This window comes from Streptococcus sp. UBA4344, from assembly GCF_002393675.1.
Lineage (GTDB): Bacteria > Bacillota > Bacilli > Lactobacillales > Streptococcaceae > Streptococcus > Streptococcus vicugnae.
Map to the genome: position 1 here is coordinate 124,997 of NZ_DGTE01000020.1, position 25,278 is coordinate 150,274.

Genomic DNA, 25,278 nt, shown 5'->3' on the forward strand with positions numbered 1-25,278 from the left:
TGATAAAGGAGAAAACATATGGAAAAACGTGCAAGTGGTGTACTGATGCATATCACATCATTACCCGGCAAACAAGGGGTGGGAACATTTGGTCAAGAAGCTTATGACTTCGTTGATTTCTTAGTTGAAACAGACCAAACATATTGGCAAATCCTACCATTAACAACGACTAGTTATGGTGACTCCCCTTATCAATCATTCTCAGCAACAGCTGGGAACACACATTTAATTGACTTAGAATTACTTGCCAAACAAGGCTTTTTAGCAAAAGAAGATTATGAAACAGTCAACTTTGGAGATGATTTAGAAAATGTTGATTACGCTCGCATTTTTGAAGCTCGTCGTCCGATTTTAGATAAAGCAGTTGCAGAATTTATGCAAAATTCTGATAACCAAAAAGCTTTAGCTGAGTTTGAAAAAGAAGCAAGTTGGGTAAAAGATTACGCAGAATTCATGGCAATCAAAGAGTTCTTTGGAAATAAAGCTTTGCAAGAATGGGATGATAAAGCAGTTGTTCGCCGTGAAGAGACAGCTCTTGATGCTTATCGCGAAAAACTAAAAGATGCGATTACTTATCATAAAGTTACACAATATTTCTTTTACCAACAATGGGCTGAACTTAAAGCTTACGCTAATAAAAATGGTATTAAAATCATTGGTGACATGCCAATCTACGTCTCAGCTGATAGTGTTGAAGTTTGGACAATGCCAGAACTGTTCAAAGTAGATGCTGAAAAGAATCCACTTTGCATTGCTGGTGTCCCTGCTGATTCATTTAGTGATGATGGTCAACTCTGGGGTAACCCAATTTATGATTGGGAAAATCATAAGAAAACAAATTATGCTTGGTGGGTTTACCGTATTAATGAAGGTATTAAATTGTATGATCTTCTTCGTATCGACCATTTTAAAGGATTCTCAGATTATTGGGAAATTCGAGGTGATTACGAAACAGCTAATGATGGTAGCTGGCAACCTGGTCCTGGACGTGCTTTGTTTGATGTGGTTCGTGACGAACTAGGTGAACTGCCAATCATCGCTGAAAATCTTGGTTATATTGATGCTAAAGCTGAGCAGTTGCTAACAGATACAGCTTTCCCAGGTATGAAAATTCTTGAATTTGGCTTCTATGATACAGAAGGAAAGAGCATCGATGCTCCTCATAACTGTAACAAAAATAGTATTGCCTACAATGGTACACATGATAATGAAGTCGTTAATGGTTGGTATGACAACTTAACAGATGAACAAAAGGCATTTGTTGATGCTTATACGCATCGTCATGAAGGCGAACCAATCACACAAACAATGCTTCGTACCTTGTTTGCAACGGTTAGTGATATTGCAATTGCGACTATGCAAGACATTCTAGACAAACCAGCTGAGTCTCGCATGAACATTCCAAATACTGTTGGTGGCAACTGGCAATGGCGTATGTTAAAAGAAGATTTGACAGATGAACGCAAAGCTTTCTTGAAAGACATTACTGCCCTTTACAGCCGCAAAAATACATTTAAATAAAAAAGAAAAAGGATATTACAATGACAACTAAATTTACAGATTACTTAGCATCAAAAGGTCAAAAACTTGCTGAATTGAGTAACGAAGACATCTATGTAGCACTTTTACACTACGTTAAAGAATTAGCTGCTGAAAAGCCAAAAAACACTGCAAAACGTAAAGTTTACTACATTTCAGCTGAATTCCTTATCGGTAAATTACTATCAAATAACTTGATTAACCTTGGCATCTATAAAGATGTTAAAGCTGAACTTGCTGCAGCTGGGAAATCAATCGCAGAAGTAGAAGATGTTGAACTTGAACCTTCACTTGGTAATGGTGGTCTTGGACGTTTGGCATCATGTTTCATCGATTCAATGTCAACTCTTGGCATCAACGGCGAAGGTGTTGGTCTTAACTATCACTGTGGTCTATTCAAACAAGTTTTTGTGGACAATCAACAAGAAGCAGAAGCAAACTACTGGATTGAAAAAGATTCATGGCTTGTTCCAACTGACATCAGTTATGATGTGCCATTTAAAGATTTTACGCTTAAATCTCGTCTAGACCGCATCGATGTTTTGGGTTACAAACGTGATACTAAAAACTACTTGAACTTGTTTGATATTGATGGCCTTGACTATGGATTGATTCACGATGGTATTTCATTTGATAAAACAGAAATCAAGAAAAACTTGACACTTTTCCTTTATCCAGATGATTCAGATCGTAATGGTGAATTGCTTCGTATTTACCAACAATATTTCATGGTGTCAAATGCAGCACAGCTATTGATTGATGAAGCTCTTGAACGTGGTTCAAATCTTCACGATTTAGCTGACTACGCTTATGTTCAAATCAATGATACTCACCCATCAATGGTTATTCCTGAGTTGATTCGTCTTTTGACTGAAAAACATGGTATTGAATTTGAAGAAGCTGTTTCAATCGTGAAAAGCATGGTTGGTTACACTAATCACACAATCTTGGCTGAAGCGCTTGAAAAATGGCCTCTTGATTACCTCAATGAAGTTGTCCCTCACTTGGTAACAATCATTGAAAAATTAAACAAACTTGTTGCTAGTCAATATTCAGACCCAGCTGTTCAAATCATTGATGAATCAGGTCGTGTTCACATGGCTCACATGGATATTCACTTCTCAACTTCAGTAAATGGTGTAGCTGCTCTTCACACTGAAATCCTTAAAAATAGTGAATTGAAACCATTCTATGACATTTACCCTGAAAAATTCAATAACAAAACAAATGGTATCACTTTCCGTCGTTGGCTTGAATTTGCTAACCAAGATTTAGCAGATTACCTTAAAGAACTTATTGGTGATGAATACCTTACTGATGCAACTAAACTTGAAAAATTGTTAGCATTTGCTGATGACGAAGCTGTTCATACTAAATTAGCTGAAATCAAACACAATAATAAACTTGCACTTAAACGTTACCTTAAAGATAATAAAGGTATTGACCTTGATGAAAACTCAATTATTGATACACAAATCAAGCGCTTCCATGAGTACAAACGTCAACAAATGAATGCACTTTATGTCATTCATAAATACCTTGAAATCAAACGTGGTAACCTACCCGAACGTAAAATTACTGTTATCTTTGGTGGTAAAGCAGCACCAGCATACATCATTGCACAAGATGTTATTCACTTGATTCTTTGCTTGTCTGAATTGATTAACAACGACCCAGAAGTAAACAAATACCTAAATGTTCACTTAGTTGAAAACTACAATGTTACTGTAGCTGAACACTTGATTCCTGCGACAGATATTTCAGAACAAATCTCTCTTGCTTCTAAAGAAGCTTCAGGTACTGGTAACATGAAATTCATGCTTAATGGTGCTTTGACGCTTGGTACAATGGATGGTGCCAACGTTGAAATCGCTGAACTTGCTGGTATGGATAATATTTATACATTCGGTAAAGATTCAGATACAATCATTGATCTTTATGCAACTCAAGGTTACGTAGCAACTGATTACTATGAAAATGATCCTGTCATCAAAGAAGCAGTAGACTTTATTGTTAGTGATGAATTGGTTAAACATGGTAATGTTGAACGTCTTGAACGTCTCTATAATGAATTGATTAACAAAGACTGGTTCATGACATTGATTGACCTTAAAGAATACATTGCTGTTAAAGAACAAATGCTTGCTGATTACGAAGATCAAAAATCTTGGATGACAAAAGTTATCAAGAATATTGCTAAAGCAGGATTCTTCTCATCTGACCGTACTATCGAACAATACAATGATGAAATCTGGCACAGCAAATAAAGTATAGTTTAAAATGGGTGAGGTTGGTTTAACAACCTCGCCTTTTTATGTATATACAGAAAAATACAAAAAATATTGAATTTTTATAAATTTAGGGTTGACAAATGTATAAATATTACATAAAATGTATACATATCAAAAAAGAAAAGAGAAAATGACTATGAAAGTAAGTAAAATGTTTGGTGGGTTAGCCCTTGTTGCCTCAGCCTTTTTGTTAACAGCATGCGGATCAAATAATCAAAAAGATACATCAGTTTCTGATGTTAAGGACAAAGGAACACTTGTTGTTGCCATGAATCCTGAATTCGCGCCATTTGAATTTAAAACTTTGGTTGACGGTAAAGATACAATTGTTGGTGCTGATGTAGAGATTGCTAAAGCGATTGGTGAAGAACTTGGCGTTAAAGTAAAATTTTCATCAATGTCATTTAATAATGTTTTGGCAAGTCTTCAATCTGGAAAAGCAGATGTAGCTATTTCAGGTATTTCTGCAACACCTGAACGTAAGAAAGCTTATAATTTCTCAGAACCTTACTATGAATCAGAAAATGTTGTCTTGATTAAGAAAACTGACCTTGATAAATATACAAAAACAAGTTCACTAGATGGTTTGTCAGTTGGAACACAAAAAGGTTCTATCCAAGAAACTGTTGCCTCTGAACAATTGAAGGGATCAAAAGTTGTTGCCTTGACGCAAAATGGTGAAATGATCAATGAGTTGAAAAATGGTCAAATCCAAGCTGTTGTTTTAGAAAAACCAATTGCAGAAGGATATGCAGCAAATAATGATGACTTAACAATTTCAAACATCAAATTGAAAAACGACGATGCTGATGCCTATGCTGTTGCTCTCCCTAAAGGAGATGACAAATTGACGAAAGAAGTTAATAAAGTTATCAAAGAGTTGAAAAATTCAGGTAAAATTGATCAATTTGTTCAAGACGCTTATAACTTGTCAACAAGTGAATCAAACAATTAAGGAGAGATGGTATGAAGAAGTTTTTAGGAGGTTTATTTCTACTTTTAGCAGTAGGAAGCATGACCGCTTGTTCATCTTCGGGAACAAGTCAAAAAAGTATTCAAAATAAAGGTAAAATAGTTATTGCAACTGAGTCAGAATTTGCACCATTTGAATTTAAAACATTGATTGATGGCAAAGATACTTTGGTTGGAGCTGATATTGAGCTTGCAAAGGCCATCGCCAAAGAGTTAAATGTCAAAGCAGATTTTTCAGTCATGTCCTTTAATAATGTCCTTGCTTCGGTGACTTCTGGAAAAGCTGATATTGCTATTGCGGGAATTTCAGTGACTGATGAACGTAAAAAGGCTTATGATTTTTCAGATGCCTATTATGAAGCTGAAAATGTTGTGATTGTGAAAAAAGCAGATGTCGCAACTTATCCAACTTTAGAAAGTTTGGCAGGAAAATCAGTTGGTGCCCAAAAAGGTTCTATTCAAGAAAATATTGCTAAAGATCAATTACCCGATTCAAGACTTGTTTCTCTTACTTCAAATGGAGAGATGATTAATGAACTAAAAAGTAATCAACTTCAAGCGGTTGTGTTAGAAAAAGCTATTGCAGAAGGATATATTTCACAAAATCCTGATTTAACCATTGCAGATATGTCTTTAAAATCAACAGATACTGATGCATACGCTGTAGCTTTTGCTAAAGGAAGTGATAAAAAGCTAATTTCTTCTGTCAATAAAGTCATTAAAAAGGCTAAGAAAACAGGCGAATTTGATGCTTGGATTGAAAAAGCATCGACTTATACGCAGACTAGTTCAACGTCAGAATAAAAATGGAAGGAAACTGAGGGTAATTGCTCTCGGTTTTTCCTTGTGAATGGTAAAATAATCTTAGAAAGTCAGAAGGGGTATGCGATGAAATTACCACGATTTGGAGTTGAAGAATGGCTTAACGTCCATGAGAGAGAAGCTAAATATGATATTGCTGGTGTGTCTATTGAAGCTTTGACTTTACAAGAGTTGTTTGATCTAACAGGTGAATCAAAAGAGAAATTTTATCAAGAATTACTGTCAAAAAAATTAAACTATGGTTGGATTGAAGGCTCTCCAGAATTTAAAAAAGCAGTCAGTAGTTTGTATAATTTTGTGACAGAAAGTCAAATTCTTCAGACAAACGGTGCCACCGGAGCTAATATGTTGGTGCTGTACGGACTGATTGAACCAGGTGATCATGTTATTTCTATCTATCCAACTTATCAGCAACTTTATGATATTCCAAAGTCTTTAGGAGCAGAAGTTGATTTATGGCAAGTTAAGGAAGAAAATGGCTGGCTTCCAGATTTATTTGAGCTACGTCAAATGATTCGTCCAAATACTAAAATGATTTGTATTAATAATGCTAACAATCCAACTGGTGCAGTCATGGACGATAATTACCTACGTGAATTGGTTGAAATTGCTAAATCTTGTGATGCTTATATTTTGTCTGACGAAGTCTACCGCCCTTTTACAAATCAAAAAGTTTCATCTATTATTGATTTGTATGACAGAGGGATTTCGGTTAATAGTCTTTCAAAGACATTTTCATTACCTGGTATTCGTGTTGGTTGGGTTGCTGCTTGTGATGAAGTTGCAGATATCTTACGTGATTATCGAGATTACACAATGATTTGTGCGGGTGTGTTTGATGATATGGTGGCTAGCTTAGCTTTAAAACATAAGCATGTGATTTTAGAGCGTAATCGTCAGATTATCAGAGAAAATTTAGCTATTCTTGACCAGTGGATTAGCAAGGAAGAAAAAGCTTCCTACATAAAACCAGCAGAAGTACCAACGTCCTTTGTGAAATTAAATGTTGGTATTCCTATCGAAGACTTTTGCCTGACTTTGTTGAAAGAATACGGTGTTCTTTTGGTTCCTGGAAATCGTTTTGACAAGGAAGGTTTTGTTAGATTGGGTTATTCCTGCAAGCAAGAAACTTTGAAAAAAGGCTTAAGTTTGCTATCGTCTTGTTTGAAAAACTATTAAAAATAGTTTAATGATTAAAATGAATTTTTATTCAAAAATCGTTGACTAATTGCAAAAAGATAGATAAAATATAGATAAGTTTAAGAGAAGAGAGAATAAATATGAAAATTAAAAAGCTTGTTCTAGGGATACTCGCGCTTGTCTCTGTTTTTACGTTGGCAGCTTGTGGATCTTCATCAAATGAAAATTTACAAGAAAAAGTAGTTAAAAAAGGTAAATTAGTCGTGGCTATGAGTCCTGACTATGCACCATTTGAATTTAAAGCTTTGGTTGATGGTAAGGATACTATTGTTGGAGCTGATGTTGAATTAGCGAAAGCTATTGCTGATGAACTAGGTGTAAAACTTGAGTTGTCTTCAATGAGTTTTGATAATGTCCTTTCAAGTCTTCAAACTGGAAAAGCAGATATGGCGATTTCAGGCTTGTCGGCAACTAAAGAACGTAAAAACGCTTATGATTTTTCAGAACCATATTATGAAACTGAAAATGCTGTTCTGGTTAAAGCGAGCGATCTTAATAAATATAATTCTGTAGACAGTTTATCGGGCGTCAAAGTAGCAGTCCAAAAAGGAACTATCGAAGAGGGGTTGGCTAAAGATCAATTGAAAGATTCAAAAATCATTTCTCTAACAGCAATGGGAGAAGCGATTAATGAATTGAAATCTGGTCAAGTTCAAGCAGTTGATCTTGAAAAACCGGTAGCCGAAGGATATCTTTCACAGAATTCCGATTTAGCGCTAGCAAGCTTTGCTTTGAAAACTGGTGATGGTGACGCTAAAGCTGTAGCTATGCCAAAGGGTAGCGGTGAAATGGTTAAAACAGTTAACAAAGTTATTAAGAAATTAGCAAAAGACGATAAATACAAACAATACATTTCAGATGCTGCACAATTGACAGGAAATGAAATTGATAACTAATAAAAAAGAGCTTGTATTTCAGCTCTTTTTCTATTTCAAGAATGCTTTTTGGGGTGATAAGAGAAATCACAAAAAATGTCACATAATGCATGTTTTTAGATTGACTTTTTGATATAATTCATGTATCATGGTAAGGAACGTGTAAATGTTACAATGTCTTGAGGAGGTGAAACACATGTCAAAAACAGTAGTACGTAAAAACGAATCACTTGACGATGCACTTCGTCGTTTCAAACGTTCTGTGACTAAAGCTGGGACTCTTCAAGAATCACGTAAACGTGAATTCTACGAAAAACCTTCTGTAAAACGTAAACGCAAATCAGAAGCAGCTCGCAAACGTAAAAAATTCTAATTAAACATTAGATACAAAAAAGAGGCGCTAAGCGTCTCTTTTTATGCTTTGAGGACTTATAAAGATTATTTTTCTTTCAATAAGTCACGAATTTCTGTAAGAAGTTCTTCTTGAGTTGGAGCAGCTTCAGTCTCTTCCTCGTCCTTACCTTTTTTGCTAAGGGCAGTGGCAGCATTTGCAGCTTTAACTACGAAAAACAGTGTTGTACCAACGATAAGGAAGTTAATAACGGCGCTTAAGAAACTACCGTAAGCAACACCATTCCAAGAAAGGTCAGCAATTTTAGCCACACCGGCAGCTTTCAGAGCAGGATTGAGGAAGAGTGGTGTGATAACATCTTCGACAAGAGAAGTAATGATAGCGTTAAATGCAGCCCCCATAACAACTGCGACAGCAAGATCAAGAACGTTTGCTTTGAACAAAAATTCTTTAAGTTCTTTAATCATTCGAAAAACCTCCAATATATTTTTGTTAGTACCATTATACCAAAAATCTTTCATAAAGTCCGATTTTTGAGAATTTACAAATCACATTCAAAATGTTATAATGAAATACAAAACTAAAATGGGAATAGTGCGTGGAGGTGGTCTTTTGGCGATTGACAAAGAGTTAATTACCGAGATAAAAAATAGCGTTAATATTGTTGATGTTATTGGCGAAGTGGTCAATCTTACACGTGCAGGTCGCAACTATGTTGGACTTTGTCCATTTCATAAGGAAAAAACACCGTCTTTTAATGTTATAGAAGACAAACAATTTTTCCATTGTTTTGGTTGCGGAAAATCTGGAGATGTTTTTAAGTTTTTAGAAGAATATCGTCAGATTAGTTTTTTAGAAAGTGTTCATCTTGTTGCTGAACGTGCGGGCATTTCTTTACCGATTGAGACGCAGCAGGCGCAAGCAAAGCCACAAAATCCTAATCAAGTTTTGATTGATATTCACAAGGATGCGGCTAAGTTCTACAATGCTGTTTTGAAAACGACGAAGGAAGGTCAAGAAGCAAAAGCTTATCTAGCACAACGTGGCTTAACAGATGAATTGATTGATTATTTTAACATTGGATTGTCGCCAAATGAGCCTGATTTTCTTTATCAATCTCTTGCAAAACGATACGAAGAGAATGCTTTGATGGCTTCAGGTCTTTTTAATTTGTCTGAGCGCACGAATCGCGTTTATGATGCTTTTCAAAATCGAATCATGTTTCCTCTGACGGATGATAGTGGTCAAGTTGTTGCTTTTTCAGGTCGTATTTGGACCAAAGAAGATTTAGAGAATAAGCAGGCTAAGTATAAGAATACTAGGTCAACCGCTTTATTTAATAAGTCTTATGAGTTGTATCATCTAGATAAGGCGAGACCTGTAATGTCGAAAAAACATGAAGTCTATTTAATGGAAGGTTTTATGGATGTCATTGCGGCTTATCGAGCTGGTATTGAAAATGCTGTTGCTTCGATGGGGACGGCTTTGACCCCAGAGCATGTAAGGCATTTAAGGCGTTATGCTAAAAAAGTTATTTTGACATATGATGGTGATAATGCAGGACAAAATGCGATTGCTAAGTCTTTGGAACTTTTAAAAGATTTTAATGTTGAAATTGTGCGAGTTCCAGATCAGATGGACCCGGATGAATTCATTCAAAAGAATTCTCCACAAGCTTTAGCAAACTTGCTTGAAAATAGTCGGATTAGTAGTACAGAATTCTTTATTCAGTACTTAAAACCGGAAAACAGTGATAATCTTCAGGCTGAAATTGCTTATGTAGAGAAGATTTCAAAAATCATTGCTCAATCACCATCGATTACGGCACAAAATTCGTATATTAATATGGTGGCTGATTTATTGCCTGACTTTGATTATTATCAAGTTGAGCAATCGGTAAATAGCGAGCGACTTCAAAATCGCTCAGTTCTTCAATCAGAAGCAGCCAAACAAAGAGTGACGGTTGTTGAATTACCGATATCAAAGAATATCTCTGCGATTATTAAAGCAGAAAGTCAGTTGATGCAAAGGTTATTGACGCATGATTATCTTCTTAATGAATTTAGAAATCGAGAAGAATTTACTTTTGATACCCGTGAGTTGCAGACACTCTATGATTTATTAATGCAGCAGGGGGAGGTTTCTTCATATGATTTAGCGCAGTTGGATGATCGAACGCGGCAGATGTATTATCAAGTATTAGAGGAAAATCTACCAGATGATGTTGGGCCTAACGAGGTTGAAGAAATTATTCAGAAACGTAACCACTTGCTTCAAGAGAGGGATTTGCAAAAACAAAGTAAATTAATTCGTGAATCTAGCAATCTTGGGGATGTTGACGCAGCTTTAGCGGTTTTGGAAAATCTCATTGCCCAAAAAAGAAATATGGAATAGAGGAAAATATGGCAAAAGAAAAAGAAATTACTACTTTTAATGTTCAAGTTGCAGAATTTATTCGTAACCATAAAAAGAACGGAACAGCTGTCGATGATGAAGTGACAGAAAAATTGGTTATTCCATTTTCATTGGATGCTGATCAAATCGATGATCTTTTGGAACGTTTGACAGACGGTGGTATTTCAATTACTGATAAAGAAGGTAATCCATCAACAAAATATGTTGTTGAAGAACCAAAACCAGAGGAATTGACTGATGAAGAATTGCTTGGAAGTAATTCTGCTAAGGTTAATGACCCAGTTCGTATGTACCTTAAAGAAATTGGGGTTGTGCCTTTGTTGTCAAGTGAAGAAGAAAAAGAATTAGCTGTTGCAGTAGCAGCAGGTGATCTTCAAGCTAAACAACGTTTGGCAGAAGCTAACTTGCGTTTGGTTGTTTCTATTGCTAAACGTTATGTTGGGCGTGGTATGCAATTCCTCGATCTTATCCAAGAAGGAAATATGGGATTGATGAAAGCTGTTGATAAATTTGACTACTCAAAAGGTTTCAAATTCTCAACTTATGCTACATGGTGGATTCGTCAAGCAATCACACGTGCGATTGCTGACCAAGCTCGTACAATCCGTATCCCAGTACACATGGTTGAAACAATTAACAAACTTGTTCGTGAACAACGTAACCTTCTTCAAGAACTTGGACAAGATCCAACACCAGAACAAATTGCAGAACGTATGGATATGACTCCTGACAAAGTTCGTGAAATCTTGAAGATTGCTCAAGAACCTGTTTCTTTGGAAACACCTATCGGTGAAGAAGATGATAGCCATCTTGGAGATTTCATTGAAGATGAAGTTATTGAAAATCCAGTAGACTATACAACTCGTGTTGTTCTTCGTGAGCAACTTGATGAGGTTTTAGACACATTGACTGACCGTGAAGAGAACGTCTTGCGCTTGCGTTTTGGTCTCGATGATGGTAAAATGCGTACATTGGAAGATGTTGGTAAAGTCTTCAATGTGACGCGTGAACGTATTCGTCAGATTGAAGCTAAAGCACTTCGCAAACTTCGCCATCCGAGCCGTAGCAAACAGCTCCGTGATTTTATCGAAGATTAAAAATAGTCAAGAGGTTCGCTTATGTCTGAACAAAAATATACAGAAGAAGATGTCGCAAAGATTAAAGATCGTATTCTTGAAACTTTGGAAACAGTTATCGACCCTGAACTAGGGATTGATATTGTTAATTTGGGGCTTGTTTATGAAATCCGATTTGAGCAAAATGGACATACAGAAATTGATATGACCCTAACAACAATGGGATGCCCACTAGCGGATCTTCTTACCGATCAGATTCACGATGCAATGCGTGAGATTCCTGAGGTTACTAATACCGAAGTTAAATTGGTTTGGTACCCAGCTTGGACAGTTGATAAAATGAGTCGTTATGCCCGCATTGCTTTGGGAATTAGATAATATTGAACACCAGCAGAAATGCTGGTGTTTTTTTGATTCTTTGATAGCCGTATGCTCTAGCTACTTTCGTTTTTCCATCGCCAGCTTATGTAAAATATGGTATAATATTTTTGATTGTATTTTAGAATGGAGAAGTGTGCCATGCAACATGTATTCATCATCGGAAGTCGAGGTTTGCCTGCAAAGTATGGTGGCTTTGAGACTTTTGTTGAGGAGTTGGTAAAAAATAAGCAGAGCTCAGATATTGTTTATCACGTCGCTTGTTTAAGTGATGATAAACATCATACGCATTTTAAATATGAGGGCGCAGATTGTTTTACCATCAAGGCACCTAAAATTGGTCCAGCACGAGTGATTGCTTATGATATGATGGCAATTACTTATGGGCTTCAAATGGTAAAAAGATCTGGTATTGAACACCCTATTTTTTATATTTTGGGTAACACAATTGGGGCATTTATTGCACCTTTTGCAAAGAAAATTCATGCTCTAGGTGGGAAAGTTTATGTGAATCCAGATGGTCTTGAGTGGAAACGCTCAAAATGGTCGAAACCAGTTCAAGCTTATTTAAAATATGCTGAAAAAGCTATGGCTAAGACTGCTGATTTAGTGATTTCAGATAATATCGGTATCGAGACTTATATTAAGGAGTCTTATCCGGGGGCTAAGACACGTTTCATTGCTTATGGAACGGATTTGAAAAAATCAACTTTAACAGCAGATGATTATAAGGTAAGAAAGTGTTTTGATAACTGGCAAACCAAAGAAAATGGCTACTATCTAATTGTTGGTCGTTTTGTGCCAGAAAATAATTATGAAACAGCTATTCGTGAGTTTATGAAATCGAACACTAGACGTGATTTGATTATTATTTCTAACCATAAAAATAGTAGCTATTTTGAAAAATTGAAGCACTTAACAAATTTTGAACGCGACCACAGAGTTAAGTTTGTTGGCACTGTTTATGATCGTGATTTACTCAATTATATTCGTGAGAATGCCTTTGCCTATATCCATGGTCATGAGGTTGGCGGAACAAATCCAGGCTTGTTAGAAGCTTTAGGTCATACTAAATTAAATCTTGTCCTTGATGTTTCCTTCAATAAGTCTGTAGCTGGACACAGCGCTTTTTATTGGAATAAAACATCAGGTAATCTCTCATGTTTGATTAATGATGCTGATGGACATTATGATTTTACAGGATATGGCAATCGTGCGCGTGCTATTGTTAAGCAAAATTACACATGGGAAAAAATCGTAGGAGAGTATGAGGAACTGTTTTTAAATGAAAATTAATATTCTCATGTCCACCTACAATGGTGAACAATTTTTGGCTGAACAGATTGAAAGTATTCAAAATCAAACAGTCAAAGACTGGAATTTATATATTCGTGATGATGGCTCTAGTGATACGACACCCGAAATTATTAAGCACTATGCGCAGCTTGACTCACGTATTGTTTTTATTAATGCTGACAATCGTAAAAATTTTGGCGTTATTAAAAACTTTTATACCCTTTTAAAACATAGCAAAGCTGATTACTATTTCTTTTCTGATCAAGATGATATTTGGTTAGAAGATAAATTGGCAGTTACTTTAGAAGAAGCACAAAAGTATGATAGTCAGAAACCTTTATTGGTTTATACAGATTTGAAAATTGTTGATCGAGATTTAAATGTTTTACATGAAAGTATGATTAAAACACAGTCTGATCATGCCAATACTGAGTTGGTTCAAGAATTGACTGAAAACACAGTAACTGGTGGTACAGCAATGATAAATCATACATTGGCTGAATTGTGGACATCAACAGAAGATTTGTTGATGCACGATTGGTATCTTGCTTTGCTTGCTAGTGCTTTAGGTAATCTTGCTTATGTTGATTACCCAACTGAATTGTATCGCCAACACGATACTAATGTGTTGGGGGCGCGTACATGGACTAAACGCATGAAAAATTGGATTAAGCCGCATAAACTAGTCGAAAAATATTGGTGGTTGATTAATGCTAGTCAAACTCAAGCACGTTTTTTATTAGATTTAGCATTGACCCCTGAAAAAAGAGACTTGGTTGAAAATTTCGTAACCATTATGGATAAATCTTTTATTCAAAGGATTAAAACTTTGAATAAATATGGGTTACGAAAAAACCGTACTTTTCATACATTTGTGTTTAGAACATTAATTATTACCAAATTTGGTTATAGGAGAAATAAATGAAGTTCTTTAGTAAAGAAAATAAAATCTTATTAAAAGAAATGGTAAAAACAGACTTTAAACTGCGCTATCAAGGTAGTTTAATTGGACATTTGTGGTCAATTTTAAAACCATTGATGCTTTTTACAATTATGTATTTAGTATTTGTCCGTTTCTTGCGTTTTGATGATGGTACTCCTCACTATGCTATCGGTTTGTTAATTGGTATGGTGACATGGAACTTCTTTGCTGAAGCAACTAACATGGGAATGCTTTCAATTGTTGCGCGTGGGGATTTACTGCGTAAATTAAACTTTTCAAAAGAAATTATTGTCATTTCTTCAGTTGTTGGAGCAGCAATCAACTATGCCATTAATATGGTGGTCGTTTTTGTTTTCGCTTTGTTAAATGGTATTCATCCAAATTTTGGATTCTTAGTTATTATTCCATTGTTTATTGAATTGTTTGCTTTAGCTGCTGGTGTTGCATTTATATTGTCAACTTTATTTGTTAAATATCGTGATTTAGGACCAATTTGGGAAGTAATTCTTCAAGCAGGTATGTATGGTACACCTATTATCTATTCATTGACATTTATTTTGCAGCGTAAACACTTTACTATTGGTAAGATTATGATGCTAAATCCGATTGCTCAAATTATTCAAGATATGCGTCATTTTATCGTTTATTCAGGAAATATGCGTGGATGGGAATTGATTAATAATAATATCATTGCACTTGTGCCATACCTAATTCCATTTGTGGTATTTGCAATTGGTTATTATATTTTCCATAAGCATGCTAAGAAATTTGCGGAGATTCTATAATGTCAGATAAAGAAATTGCAGTAAAAGTTGATCATGTTAGTAAATATTTTAAATTACCAACGGAAGCAACACATAGTTTACGAACAGCCCTTGTTAATAGATTTAAAGGGGTAAAAGGGTATCGAGAACAACATGTCTTGAAAGATATTTCATTCGATGTTCACAAAGGTGATTTTTTCGGAATCGTTGGTCGTAATGGTTCAGGAAAATCAACACTTTTAAAAATCATTTCTCAAATCTACGTTCCTGAAAAAGGTTCTGTTACAGTGAATGGTAAAATGGTTTCATTTATTGAACTCGGTGTTGGTTTTAACCCTGAACTGACTGGACGTGAAAATGTCTATATGAATGGTGCCATGCTTGGATTTACTACTGAAGAGATTGATGCTATGTACGATGACATCGTTGAGTTTGCAGAACTTGAAGATTTCATGAACCAAAAACTAAAAAACTATTCAAGTGGCATGCAAGTTCGTTTAGCCTTCTCAGTTGCAATTAAGGCACAAGGTGATGTTCTTATCCTTGACGAGGTTCTTGCCGTAGGTGACGAAGCTTTCCAACGTAAATGTAACGATTACTTCCTAGAACGTAAAGAAAGTGGTAAGACAACTATTCTAGTTACTCATGATATGGGAGCAGTTAAGAAATATTGTAACCGTGCAGTTCTAATTGAAAATGGTTTGGTTAAGGCATACGGTAACCCTTATGATGTTGCTAACCAGTATAGTTACGATAATACTGAAAAAGAATATGATGACAATGTTCAAGAAGAACGTGAAGTCGAAGGGGATGAAAAAATCTCTGATATTTCTATTAAATTGTTGTCTGAAAAACGCCTAACACCAAAAGATGAAATTTCTTTTGAAGTTAACTACAATATGCTTCAAGATATGGACACTTATGTGGCGTTATCATTTACAGATATTGATCGCAATATTTGGATTTATAATGATAATTCAAAAGAGCATATGACACAAGGTTCAGGTAAAAAAACGGTTAAATATACATGTCATATTCCAAATGTTAATGATTTGAAATTGAAATTGGAAGTGACAATCCGAGATAAAGATGGGCAAATGATTGGATTTGTCCCAGCTGAAAAATCACCAATTATATTATTAACACGTGATGACCTTGATTATAATAATGAATCTGAAGTTGATTCGGCAACTGGTTTGATTCAACGTAATGGTCAATGGGATTTTTAAAATAATGGTTCAGTAATGAGGTAAGGAATGAAAGTATCTATTATTTGTACAAATTATAATAAGGAGGCATGGATAGAAGAGGCTATTCGGAGTTTCTTAAATCAGAAGTGTGATTTTGATTATGAAATCATTTTAGTTGACGATGCTTCCAGCGATCATTCTCCTCAGATTATTGAACGCTATGCGAATCAATACCCTGATAAGATTAAGGCTGTTTTTCATCAAGAAAATCTAGGTATCACAAAAACATGGCTTGATATTTGTCAGTTAGCTCAAGGTGATTACATTGCTCGATGTGATGGTGACGATTACTGGATTGATGCTTACAAACTTCAAAAGCAGGTTGATATCTTAGAACGATCAACAGCATCAAAATGGTCTTGCTCTGATTTTAACATTATCTCTGAGAGTGGTGAATTACGTCAGAAAAAAGCCATTGAGAATGGTATTATTCGAAAAATGTCAAGTTTCGAGGAGATGCTTGCATTTCGAGGAATGACAATGTCATCGACTTGGTTAGTAGATCGCAACTTGATGTTGGAAGTAAATAATGCTATTTCTCCTGACGCAGTTGATGATACTTTTAGTCTCCAACTGGAGATGTTTACAAGAACAGAGTTAACATTTTTACCAGAAGCGACTACTGTTTATCGCCTTCACGAAGGTTCGGACTCACATCCTACATCTGTTGAAAAGCTATCAGAGCGTTTTGAAAAATTACAGGAGACACAAGAAGAGTATCTTGAAAAGTACTATTCAAGAATTGATTTTAAGGTATTAACACGATACTTATTCTCTGAAAATACTGAGCGTGAAAAAATTATTGCACGTCGTCAGCAAGAATTAACAACACAATTAAATAATGCTCAAGTAATATTAGATGAATTACTTGAAGAAAGGGCAAAATTAAAATCAACTGAAGAAAAATTAGAAAGCCAAATTGCTGAAAAAAATCATTGGCTGAACGAGTATAACAAGGTTATCCATTCAAAACGCTGGGTAATTCCGACGAAGATAATCAATTTATTCAGGAGAAATCGATGAATCGAATGCTACTTTATGTTCATTATAATAAATTTAATGAACTGAGCCCTCATGTTCTTTATCAACTTGAACAGTTGAGGCCTTTATTTTCATCAATATGTTTTATTTCTAATAGTTATTTGAGTAAGACTGCTATTGAGAAATTGCAAGAAAATCAACTAATTGATGATGTGATTCAACGTCAAAATGAAGGCTATGATTTTGCAGCATGGAAGGAAGCAATTTTATCTTCTTTTGATTATGTCAAGTCATTTGATTCTTTAACTTTGATGAATGATACTTGTTTTGGTCCTTTGTGGGATATGCAAGAGATTTTTGAAAAATTTGAATCAGATGCTAGTGTTGATTTTTGGGGACTAACTAACCATGCTGCTTGTAAAATAAAAGGAGGAAGTTATGTAGCAGAGCATCTGCAATCATATTTTCTCTCTTTTAAAAAGCAGGTTGTAGAGAGTGAAGCATTTATTGATTTTTGGTCAAATGTTAAAAGCTATAAGAATGTTCAACAAGTTATCGATTCTTATGAATCAGAATTGACTGAACAATTAGTTAAAGCGGGTTACAGTTGTAGTTCTATGCTTGACTTGTCAAGTAAACCGGAACTTGGAAATGTTTCAATTTTTCGACCAGATTTGATATTGCAGGCAGGTATTCCATTTGTAAAAATTAAGTCTTTTAGTCATGTGGCACACTTGGCACCGTTTGTCTTAAATGCAATCGAGGAGAAGAGTGAGTATCCAGGTGATTTAATCATTAATCATCTTTCTAGTATATTGCCGCCGACTACATCTTTCTTATTACCTTATAAAAATTTGAATCAATCTGATAACACGCTAAAGCAACCTTCAAAGACAATTTTGCACCTGCATTTTTCAACACGAAATGGTGTAGAAATTTTGACTAGTTTTTTGAAGAGCCGTAAAAATATTATAACTTTAGTTAGTGCTGAATCAGATAAAACCTTAGAAGAGGTAAAAGAACAGTTCCAGCGAGAAGATATTACTAGTTATGCTTACGCACATGTTGAAAGTGTTAATGAATGGCAAAAATTTATTAGTGATTCTTCTAAGGTGTTCGATGGTAATTGCTTAGCCTATATTCATGTTTCGGATTTCTTTTTAAATCAATTGGTTGACTCCTATAGTTTAAGGGAACTACTTGAGATAATGTTTTCATTAGAGGATACTATTAAGAAAATATTTCTTGATGATAAAAAAGTCGGTTTAGCCATTCCAGACATGCTTTTATATGAAAGGTATAAAGATAGTCAATTGGCCATTGATAAAGAAGTTTTTGAAAGATTAAATATTTCTGAAGCAGAAATAAAAAATCCTATGATAGAAAAAGCTTGGTCGGCTTATTGGATTAGGGTAGATGGATTGCAAAAAATATGGAATAACAAAGGCAATCTAACGCTTTCAGATTTTGAAAAAATTCTTCCAATTTTTAATTGGAAAGAGCGCTATGATTTTGTTTTGCTACCAAATAAAGCAAGTTTACCTGCTTTGATTGATGCAAAAAAAGCAAATGATATGCTCTTTGCATCAGAACTTGAGGTACCAAGTAGTATTAATTATCCGATCAGTGCTAAATTAGTCTTGCGTTTCTTTAAAAAGGCTACGCTATTGACTTTGACTTATTTTTTAAAACGTCTAAATTTAATCAAATTAGTTAAGGAAAAACAGAATAAATGAGTGAAAAAAAACATACCATTGCAATTTGCGCATATGGTGAGAGTTCATATTTGGAAGAATGTATTCTTTCTGTAGAAAAGCAAACAGTATCATCTGATGTTTACATTTACACATCAACACCAAATAATTTTATTAAATCATTGGCTGAAAAATACCATCTTCCATTATATGTTGGTGAACGAAAATCAATAGGAGCTGATTGGAATCAGGCACTTTCACATTGTAAAACAGAATATGTGACAATTGTTCACCAGGACGATTTGTATGATGAAACTTTCACACAGAAGGTATTGGAATCATTCGAAAAGTACCCAAACTCAACGATTGTTTATACAGACTATCATGAATTAAAAATGATGGCAGAAGGAGCTAAGGATATTGCAAGTAATCAGAACTTAAAAATCAAACGTTTGATGCTTAATGTTCTATCAGTGCTACCTAGTTCAAAATGGTGGCGTAATCGTGTCCTATCATTTGGAAATCCTATTTGTTGTCCAAGTGTTTCATATAATATGAAACGTTTGTCGGACTTCCAATTTGATGAGGAGATGAAGACAAGTTTGGATTGGTATGCATGGTACACAATTTCTGAAAAATACAAAGGGCGTTTTTCTTACATTAAGGAATCTTTGATGTTTCACCGTATTCATGAGGAATCTGAAACAACGGCAACGATTTCAAATAATACACGAACAAACGAAGATTTACAAATGTATCAGCTGCTTTGGCCAAAAGCTATCGCTAACTTACTGATTAAGTTTTATCAAAAAAGTCAGAATTCAAATCAATAGGAGGCAGCCGCGTGTTAAAAAAATTAATTATTATCCCTGCATATAATGAGAGCAGCAATATTGAAGGTACGGTTGCTGCAATTAAAAAAGATGCACCAGATTTTGACTATGTCATTATTAATGACTGTTCAACAGATAACACACTTGAAATTTGTCAAAAAAATAATTTCAATGTCGTGTCACTTCCAATTAACCTTGGAATTGGTGGTGCAGTGCAAACGGGTTATTTATATGCTAAAAAACATGGTTATGATTTAGCTGTTCAAGTGGACGGTGATGGTCAACATAATCCTGCTTTCTTATCCAAAATGGCTGATGAGTTGATAGAAAGTGATGTTAACATGGTAATTGGTTCACGTTTTCTAGAAAAAGAAGGCTTTCAATCATCGTTTATGCGTCGTTTGGGGATTCGCTATTTTATGGGCTTGATTCATTTGCTTACAGGTAAGAAAATCACAGACGCAACTTCAGGATTGCGAATGATAGATCGCAATATTATTGAACTGTTTGCGAGTGATTATCCAGATGACTATCCAGAACCAGAAACAATTGTTTCTTTACTTAATAAAGGTTATTCTGTTAAGGAAATTCCGGTTGTTATGAACGAGAGACAAGGTGGTGTTTCGTCAATTTCTGCAACAAAATCCGTTTATTATATGATTAAAGTGACATTGGCTATTTTATTTGTAAAATTAAGGGGGAAATAAGATGACACAAACAGCGAGCCTTTTTATCTCAATTGTTATTGTACTTTTTGTTGCTTACTCATTCCATTTGATTAAGAAGGATAAACTATCTATTCGTTATTCGTTATCATGGTATATTCTAAGCGTTATTTTATTGATTGCTGTTTGGTTCCCAAATTTATTGGTTGTATTGGCTAATTTATTAGGTATTTATTCCCCAATGAATCTGGTTTTCTTTGTTGGGTTTTGCTTAAGTTTGTGGATTCTTTTCTCACTAACTCGCATTGTTTCTATTCAAAGCTCAAAAATTAAAAGCTTGGCACAACAAATTGCATTAAGTGAGAAGAAGGATGATTAAATTATTGAAAATTGGGCAGAAAGCCTCTCAAAAAGAAGTCCTTGCTTGGAATATTTTGGGAAGTTTAGCTTCAGCAGCTATGTCAACGCTTTTGCTGTTATCTGTAGCTCGTTTATTGGATAGCTATAATGCCGATGTTTTTAGTATTGCTTATGCTGTTGGAAATCTATTGATTACAGTAGCTACTTTTCAAGTTCGTGACTTTCAAGCAACAGATATTAAAGAGAAGTATTCTTTTAATAATTATTTCTATGCACGTGTGTTAACTATCTTTATTATGTTGCTTGTAGCCCTTGGTTATGTTCTTATGCATGGCTATGACGCTTACAAATCTTTATGTGTTTTACTGATTTGTTTTTATCGCTGTAGTGATGCCTTATCTGATGTTTTTCAGGGAATGTTTCAACAGCACGAACGCCTTGATATTGCGGGAAAATCTCTTTTTTTTAGAAATGGATTTATCTTTGTAGGTTTTACAATTACATTGATTATTACACATGAGTTGTTATTATCATTGATTATCATGAATGTGTTATCATTTGCTTTTGTTTTTGGTTTTGATTTTTGGTTAAGTCGATATTTCAGTAAAATTAAAGCATTTCATTTTTCATTTAAACAAATCAGAGGTCTTTTAGTAGAAAGTAGTCCACTATTTATTAATGCTTTTATGTTGGTTTCCATTTATAATCAGCCAAAATATGCATTAGACAATTTATTTGAGCAAGGCTTACTTGAAGTTGGTGTTCAAACGGACTTTAATATTCTCTTTATGCCGGTTTTTGCCATGAATTTGACAATGATTTTCTTTAGACCAATGATGACGCAAATGGCTATTTTTCTTGAGAAAAAGGAGTATGAGTCTTTTGTTCATTACCGTCGAAAATTATTGCAATTATTAGTCGTTATTTCATTCTTAATTTTAGCAGTTGTGTCTGTTATTGGGGTTCCAATTTTAAATATTGTTTATTCGACTAATTTGAATAGGTATTTGATTGCCTTTATTATTTTAATGACTGGAGGAATAGCAAGTACTTTTGCGACAGTTTGTGATAATATTTTGACAGTTTTGCGTAAGCAAAAACTTTTGGTGATTTCATTTGCCAGCGGATTTTGTGTATCCTATTTTTCAGCCAATCCTTTGGTTGAGCATTATGGCATTTATGGTGCATCAATTTCATTTACATTATCAATGTTAACGTGGTTACTAGTATCCCTAATTATCTATTTTAGCGCTAAAGATTCATATAAGGAGAAAAAATGAAAATAGAAAAATTATTTTTATTCTTAGCAGTTCCCTGTGTTGCACTGTTTATGTTTTTGGTTCCTGTGACGCAAGTTCCAGATGAAACAACACATGCAATTTTAGCTTGGAATATTACACATGATGCTGCAAAGGAAGATTCGCTTCAATGGCTTGCACATCATCAAGGAGAAGTAATCACTAATAGTTCGCCAGAAGCTCCTGCTGTACTCAATAAGGAAAAACTAAATCGTTTTTTTACTAAGGAACAAGATTTTTCTTCAGCTCCTTTTAAATTGAGTGTTTCAATTAAAAGTCTGGCTCATCTTCCTCAAGCAATTGGAATGTTGATTGGACGTGCGATCTATCCTTCATATGGCGTCATTATGTTAGTAGGACGAATTGTTAATGCTCTTGTTTATATCATCGGGATGTATTTTGTTATCAAAGCAGCAAAATACGGTAAATTAGCTTTGATGTTTATTTCGTTATTACCAATGATGTTACAGCAAGCAGCTTCTCTATCTTATGATGTTTTAAATTACGTCTCGATTGCATGTTTCTTTGTTTTCTTTGTTAATCTTATCAAAGAAAGAACATTTACTAATAAAAAGTTTCTTCAGCTTATCTTATTAACTTTATTCCTTTATTCAACGAAAACAAATAACCTGCTTTTATTACCGTTCTTAGTAATGATAGATTTTGAGTTTGAAGGATTTTTAAAAGTGTTAAATCCAGCTTATAATTTCTTCAAGAAATATAGATGGTATTTTGTTACAGGTGCGGTTTGCTTAGGAATTGTTGCGTTTTATTTCTTCTTAAAAGGCTGGGGTGGAACTCAACACTTTATTTGGGTAATGTTTAATACTTTCTTCTTACAACAAGAAAACGTTAATTTAAATGGTTTGTTAACTATTGGTATTTTCGGAGAATTTGGCTGGTTAACGACTCAATTACCGTTATGGCTAGTCTTTATTGATATTGTTGTATTGATTTTAATTTATTTGAGTGAATATCTTCCTGTCACTAAAATGGAAGGAATTTCATCAGCTTTGATTTTTCCACTTCAAGTACTAGTTATTGTCGTAGGAATGTATTTTGCATGGACTTTACGTTCAAATCCTGACAATGTTGGTGCGAATAGAATTGCTCATGGAGAACAAGGTCGATATTTCACGCCTTTCTTGATTTATTTGGCACCTTTGTTTAGTCTTTGCCAGTCAAAACTAAGATTTGAATTTAGTCAAAAATCAATTATTAAACTATCAACAATTATCATTCTAATCAATGTTGCAGTGTCATTTGCTGTCTTATGGGCATATTATTGGGTATAGGAGTACAATTGGATGATTAGTGTTATTGTTCCGGTTTACAATGCTCAAGAACATTTATCAGACTGTCTTGATTCACTTTTACATCAAACATTAGAGAGTGATTTCTATGAAATCATTCTTTTAAATGATGGTTCAAAAGATATGTCTGCTGAAATTTGTGAGCGTTATGCGAAGCAGTATAGCAATATCGTTTTTGTTAATAAAGAAAATGAAGGTGTCTCAAAAACACGAAATCTAGGAATTCAAAAAGCAAAAGGCGACTTTGTCGCCTTTGTTGATAATGATGACTTAGTAGAAACAGATTATTTGGAAAAACTGTATACAGCAATTTCTCAATCAAATGCTGATGCTGTTTTTTCAGGCTATACTCGTATGACTTATTCAGGAAAAGTTTTGTTTAAAGAAAGCTTAAGTCAAACTGAGTGGGCAAAATACATAGTGATGGCCCCTTGGGCGAAGCTTTATCGAAGACAAGTTTTATTGAATAATAGCATTGAATTCTTTGATTATGGAATAGGAGAAGATGTTGCCTTTAACCTACAGTTTTTAGCTAAAACCAAAAATATTAATATTATTTCCTATTCTGGCTATAAATGGATGTTTAATGATGATAGTGTATCTAATACCTCTCAACGTGGCTTAGATGATCGCTTAGATATCCGTATCTTACTAGAGAAAATTTTAGAAAATAATCCAGAGCCAGATGATTATTTGTCATATTTTATTTATAGATATTATATTTGGTATCTTTTATTTTCAGGACGTTCATCTAGTAAACAGCAATTCCTATCTTATAATAGGAAAATTAAAGCATTTTTACGTGAGCAAAATATTTCTAGAAAAATATCACCGTTATCACGTCGCTTGAAGGGCGAAAAATTTTCAAATCGTTGTGCAGTGTTAGTTTTTAGTCTTTTAGATAAATGTTATTTGTTACCACTGTTTGCGTCAGTTTATTGTAAAAGTAAAAAATGATTAGAGGAGATAAAATGAAATTTTCAATTATTGTACCGGCATATAATGTGGCACAATATATCGAAGAGTGTGTGGAAAGTGTTCTAAATCAAGATTATGATAACTTTGAAGTTATTGTTGTTGATGATGGAGCAACTGATGAAACACCTCAAATCATTGATAGCCTTGCCCAAAAATCCGAAAAAGTTAAAGTTATTCATCAAAAAAATGGTGGATTATCTGCTGCACGAAATAGCGGAATTGAAGCAGCAAATGGTGATTATATAATCTTTCTAGATGGAGATGATTTTTGGTCAAGTCAGTCTTTTTTAAACGACATCAACAATAGACTTAATGAAAATTCTGTTGATGTTATTATCTATTCTTACTCATACCATTATACCGATAAAATTGTTAAGAAGACAATCAGTAATAAAGGATTATCGGGAAATATAAAGAAAGATTGTACAGACTTAGTTAAACGTGAATTGATAACCGCACCTGCATGGAATAAATGTGTAAAGAGAACTTTATTTGTAGACGGTTCTCTAGATTTTCAAGTCGGTTTCCTTTCAGAAGATTGTCTTTGGTGTGCAAATCTTTTGAAGCTAATGACAAGTTATGCAGTTTTTGACAATGCACAATACATGTATCGTCAAAATCGAGCAGGAAGTATCACCAATGTTGTTAAAGAAAAAAATGTTCTCGATATTTTAAAGAGTATTTCAATTGGCCTTGATAATATCGAAAAACTTCCATTTGAAAAACAGGAAGCATTAAAAGTCTATTTTGCAATTTCATATATTTCAATTTTGCCGTTTGTTCATTTATATAAAAACAGCTTTGATATTAAAAACTATTTAAAAAATTATGAATATTTGTTACAATATTCAAGGCAGATTGAAAACAAAAGTTTTAAATATACTGGCTTGGTGGCAAAAGGGATAGGAGTAGAAAAGGCAGCTGCCTTGTTTAATAAGTTACTTGGTCTGTACAAAAAGTTTAAAGGTTAAGGATTTTCAAAA

At 34.3% G+C, this 25,278-nt stretch carries 23 protein-coding genes and 1 pseudogene; 23 read left to right on the forward strand and 1 reads right to left on the reverse strand.

What is annotated here, in order from left to right; all coding sequences use genetic code 11:
- Positions 1-18 precede the first annotated feature (18 nt).
- The 7 genes from malQ to rpsU all read left to right on the forward strand — a co-directional run bounded on the left by malQ (position 19) and on the right by rpsU (position 8,072).
- The gene (gene malQ, locus B4D49_RS03855; RefSeq protein WP_286783214.1) at positions 19-1,521 is read left to right on the forward strand and encodes a 4-alpha-glucanotransferase; all 1,503 of its coding nucleotides are present in this window, start codon (positions 19-21) and stop codon (positions 1,519-1,521) included.
- A gap of 20 nt (positions 1,522-1,541) precedes the next feature.
- Complete coding sequence (gene glgP / locus B4D49_RS03860; protein ID WP_286783215.1) at positions 1,542-3,806, forward strand: glycogen/starch/alpha-glucan family phosphorylase; 2,265 nt, start codon at positions 1,542-1,544, stop codon at positions 3,804-3,806.
- A gap of 160 nt (positions 3,807-3,966) precedes the next feature.
- A complete protein-coding gene (locus B4D49_RS03865) occupies positions 3,967-4,785 on the forward strand; it encodes an ABC transporter substrate-binding protein (RefSeq protein WP_277997070.1) in 819 nt (272 codons plus the stop codon).
- Between the two features lie 11 nt (positions 4,786-4,796).
- Positions 4,797-5,606: a transporter substrate-binding domain-containing protein gene (locus B4D49_RS03870; RefSeq protein WP_286783216.1), complete on the forward strand. Its 810-nt coding sequence runs from the start codon at positions 4,797-4,799 to the stop codon at positions 5,604-5,606.
- A gap of 84 nt (positions 5,607-5,690) precedes the next feature.
- The gene (locus B4D49_RS03875) at positions 5,691-6,803 is read left to right on the forward strand and encodes an aminotransferase (protein WP_286783217.1); all 1,113 of its coding nucleotides are present in this window, start codon (positions 5,691-5,693) and stop codon (positions 6,801-6,803) included.
- Positions 6,804-6,904: 101 nt separating this feature from the next.
- Positions 6,905-7,720, forward strand: coding sequence for a transporter substrate-binding domain-containing protein (locus B4D49_RS03880; RefSeq protein WP_286783218.1), 816 nt, complete (start codon positions 6,905-6,907; stop codon positions 7,718-7,720).
- 175 nt (positions 7,721-7,895) lie between these two features.
- Positions 7,896-8,072, forward strand: a complete 177-nt coding sequence (gene rpsU / locus B4D49_RS03885) for a 30S ribosomal protein S21 (RefSeq protein ID WP_000048058.1) — start codon at positions 7,896-7,898, stop codon at positions 8,070-8,072.
- A gap of 65 nt (positions 8,073-8,137) precedes the next feature.
- Here rpsU and mscL read toward each other — a convergent pair whose 3' ends face one another.
- A complete protein-coding gene (gene mscL / locus B4D49_RS03890) occupies positions 8,138-8,518 on the reverse strand; it encodes a large conductance mechanosensitive channel protein MscL (RefSeq protein ID WP_132870019.1) in 381 nt (126 codons plus the stop codon).
- A 118-nt stretch (positions 8,519-8,636) separates the two neighbouring features.
- Between mscL and dnaG the strand changes: the two genes are divergently transcribed.
- The 16 genes and pseudogenes from dnaG (at position 8,637) to B4D49_RS03970 (ending at position 25,266) form a co-directional block, all read left to right on the forward strand.
- Complete coding sequence (gene dnaG / locus B4D49_RS03895) at positions 8,637-10,445, forward strand: DNA primase (RefSeq protein ID WP_286783356.1); 1,809 nt, start codon at positions 8,637-8,639, stop codon at positions 10,443-10,445.
- A gap of 8 nt (positions 10,446-10,453) precedes the next feature.
- Positions 10,454-11,563, forward strand: a complete 1,110-nt coding sequence (gene rpoD / locus B4D49_RS03900; protein ID WP_024343868.1) for an RNA polymerase sigma factor RpoD — start codon at positions 10,454-10,456, stop codon at positions 11,561-11,563.
- 21 nt (positions 11,564-11,584) lie between these two features.
- Positions 11,585-11,920, forward strand: coding sequence for a metal-sulfur cluster assembly factor (locus B4D49_RS03905; RefSeq protein ID WP_132869512.1), 336 nt, complete (start codon positions 11,585-11,587; stop codon positions 11,918-11,920).
- A 141-nt stretch (positions 11,921-12,061) separates the two neighbouring features.
- Complete coding sequence (gene cps2T / locus B4D49_RS03910; RefSeq protein WP_286783222.1) at positions 12,062-13,216, forward strand: beta 1-4 rhamnosyltransferase Cps2T; 1,155 nt, start codon at positions 12,062-12,064, stop codon at positions 13,214-13,216.
- Complete coding sequence (locus B4D49_RS03915; RefSeq protein ID WP_286783223.1) at positions 13,206-14,141, forward strand: glycosyltransferase family 2 protein; 936 nt, start codon at positions 13,206-13,208, stop codon at positions 14,139-14,141. The genes cps2T and B4D49_RS03915 overlap by 11 nt, the downstream gene beginning before the upstream one ends.
- Positions 14,138-14,944 carry an ABC transporter permease gene (locus B4D49_RS03920; protein WP_074626566.1) on the forward strand — a complete coding sequence of 269 codons (807 nt, stop codon included), beginning with the start codon at positions 14,138-14,140 and terminating at the stop codon, positions 14,942-14,944. The genes B4D49_RS03915 and B4D49_RS03920 overlap by 4 nt, the downstream gene beginning before the upstream one ends.
- Positions 14,944-15,688: pseudogene (locus B4D49_RS09630) on the forward strand (ABC transporter ATP-binding protein); the annotation flags it as partial. The gene B4D49_RS03920 and the pseudogene B4D49_RS09630, both read left to right, overlap by 1 nt.
- A 491-nt stretch (positions 15,689-16,179) precedes the next feature.
- Positions 16,180-17,196 carry a glycosyltransferase family 2 protein gene (locus tag B4D49_RS03930; protein WP_286783227.1) on the forward strand — a complete coding sequence of 339 codons (1,017 nt, stop codon included), beginning with the start codon at positions 16,180-16,182 and terminating at the stop codon, positions 17,194-17,196.
- A complete protein-coding gene (locus B4D49_RS03935; RefSeq protein ID WP_286783231.1) occupies positions 17,193-18,890 on the forward strand; it encodes a rhamnan synthesis F family protein in 1,698 nt (565 codons plus the stop codon). The genes B4D49_RS03930 and B4D49_RS03935 overlap by 4 nt, the downstream gene beginning before the upstream one ends.
- Positions 18,887-19,681, forward strand: a complete 795-nt coding sequence (locus B4D49_RS03940) for a glycosyltransferase family A protein (protein WP_199542372.1) — start codon at positions 18,887-18,889, stop codon at positions 19,679-19,681. The genes B4D49_RS03935 and B4D49_RS03940 overlap by 4 nt, the downstream gene beginning before the upstream one ends.
- 11 nt (positions 19,682-19,692) lie before the next feature.
- Entirely contained in the window at positions 19,693-20,388 is a 696-nt protein-coding gene (locus B4D49_RS03945; protein WP_199542370.1) for a glycosyltransferase family 2 protein, read from the forward strand.
- 1 nt (position 20,389) lies between these two features.
- Positions 20,390-20,725 carry a DUF2304 domain-containing protein gene (locus B4D49_RS03950; protein WP_004232324.1) on the forward strand — a complete coding sequence of 112 codons (336 nt, stop codon included), beginning with the start codon at positions 20,390-20,392 and terminating at the stop codon, positions 20,723-20,725.
- On the forward strand, positions 20,718-21,986 hold the full coding sequence (locus B4D49_RS03955; protein WP_286783235.1) for a lipopolysaccharide biosynthesis protein: 1,269 nt from the start codon (positions 20,718-20,720) through the stop codon (positions 21,984-21,986). The genes B4D49_RS03950 and B4D49_RS03955 overlap by 8 nt, the downstream gene beginning before the upstream one ends.
- Positions 21,983-23,299 carry a DUF2142 domain-containing protein gene (locus B4D49_RS03960; RefSeq protein WP_286783237.1) on the forward strand — a complete coding sequence of 439 codons (1,317 nt, stop codon included), beginning with the start codon at positions 21,983-21,985 and terminating at the stop codon, positions 23,297-23,299. Before B4D49_RS03955 ends, B4D49_RS03960 begins: the two co-directional genes overlap by 4 nt.
- Positions 23,300-23,311: 12 nt before the next feature.
- Complete coding sequence (locus B4D49_RS03965; protein ID WP_286783238.1) at positions 23,312-24,274, forward strand: glycosyltransferase; 963 nt, start codon at positions 23,312-23,314, stop codon at positions 24,272-24,274.
- A 14-nt stretch (positions 24,275-24,288) separates the two neighbouring features.
- Positions 24,289-25,266, forward strand: a complete 978-nt coding sequence (locus tag B4D49_RS03970) for a glycosyltransferase family 2 protein (RefSeq protein WP_199542363.1) — start codon at positions 24,289-24,291, stop codon at positions 25,264-25,266.
- Positions 25,267-25,278 lie beyond the last annotated feature (12 nt).

Bases quoted from the DNA above. Each gene is read 5' to 3' on its own strand.
- malQ (WP_286783214.1), top strand. From the start codon at position 19: ATGGAAAAACGTGCAAGTGGTGTACTGATGCATATCACATCATTACCC.
- glgP (WP_286783215.1), top strand. From the start codon at position 1,542: ATGACAACTAAATTTACAGATTACTTAGCATCAAAAGGTCAAAAACTT.
- B4D49_RS03865 (WP_277997070.1), top strand. From the start codon at position 3,967: ATGAAAGTAAGTAAAATGTTTGGTGGGTTAGCCCTTGTTGCCTCAGCC.
- B4D49_RS03870 (WP_286783216.1), top strand. From the start codon at position 4,797: ATGAAGAAGTTTTTAGGAGGTTTATTTCTACTTTTAGCAGTAGGAAGC.
- B4D49_RS03875 (WP_286783217.1), top strand. From the start codon at position 5,691: ATGAAATTACCACGATTTGGAGTTGAAGAATGGCTTAACGTCCATGAG.
- B4D49_RS03880 (WP_286783218.1), top strand. From the start codon at position 6,905: ATGAAAATTAAAAAGCTTGTTCTAGGGATACTCGCGCTTGTCTCTGTT.
- rpsU (WP_000048058.1), top strand. From the start codon at position 7,896: ATGTCAAAAACAGTAGTACGTAAAAACGAATCACTTGACGATGCACTT.
- mscL (WP_132870019.1), bottom strand. From the start codon at position 8,518: ATGATTAAAGAACTTAAAGAATTTTTGTTCAAAGCAAACGTTCTTGAT.
- dnaG (WP_286783356.1), top strand. From the start codon at position 8,637: ATGGGAATAGTGCGTGGAGGTGGTCTTTTGGCGATTGACAAAGAGTTA.
- rpoD (WP_024343868.1), top strand. From the start codon at position 10,454: ATGGCAAAAGAAAAAGAAATTACTACTTTTAATGTTCAAGTTGCAGAA.
- B4D49_RS03905 (WP_132869512.1), top strand. From the start codon at position 11,585: ATGTCTGAACAAAAATATACAGAAGAAGATGTCGCAAAGATTAAAGAT.
- cps2T (WP_286783222.1), top strand. From the start codon at position 12,062: ATGCAACATGTATTCATCATCGGAAGTCGAGGTTTGCCTGCAAAGTAT.
- B4D49_RS03915 (WP_286783223.1), top strand. From the start codon at position 13,206: ATGAAAATTAATATTCTCATGTCCACCTACAATGGTGAACAATTTTTG.
- B4D49_RS03920 (WP_074626566.1), top strand. From the start codon at position 14,138: ATGAAGTTCTTTAGTAAAGAAAATAAAATCTTATTAAAAGAAATGGTA.
- B4D49_RS03930 (WP_286783227.1), top strand. From the start codon at position 16,180: ATGAAAGTATCTATTATTTGTACAAATTATAATAAGGAGGCATGGATA.
- B4D49_RS03935 (WP_286783231.1), top strand. From the start codon at position 17,193: ATGAATCGAATGCTACTTTATGTTCATTATAATAAATTTAATGAACTG.
- B4D49_RS03940 (WP_199542372.1), top strand. From the start codon at position 18,887: ATGAGTGAAAAAAAACATACCATTGCAATTTGCGCATATGGTGAGAGT.
- B4D49_RS03950 (WP_004232324.1), top strand. From the start codon at position 20,390: ATGACACAAACAGCGAGCCTTTTTATCTCAATTGTTATTGTACTTTTT.
- B4D49_RS03955 (WP_286783235.1), top strand. From the start codon at position 20,718: ATGATTAAATTATTGAAAATTGGGCAGAAAGCCTCTCAAAAAGAAGTC.
- B4D49_RS03960 (WP_286783237.1), top strand. From the start codon at position 21,983: ATGAAAATAGAAAAATTATTTTTATTCTTAGCAGTTCCCTGTGTTGCA.
- B4D49_RS03965 (WP_286783238.1), top strand. From the start codon at position 23,312: ATGATTAGTGTTATTGTTCCGGTTTACAATGCTCAAGAACATTTATCA.
- B4D49_RS03970 (WP_199542363.1), top strand. From the start codon at position 24,289: ATGAAATTTTCAATTATTGTACCGGCATATAATGTGGCACAATATATC.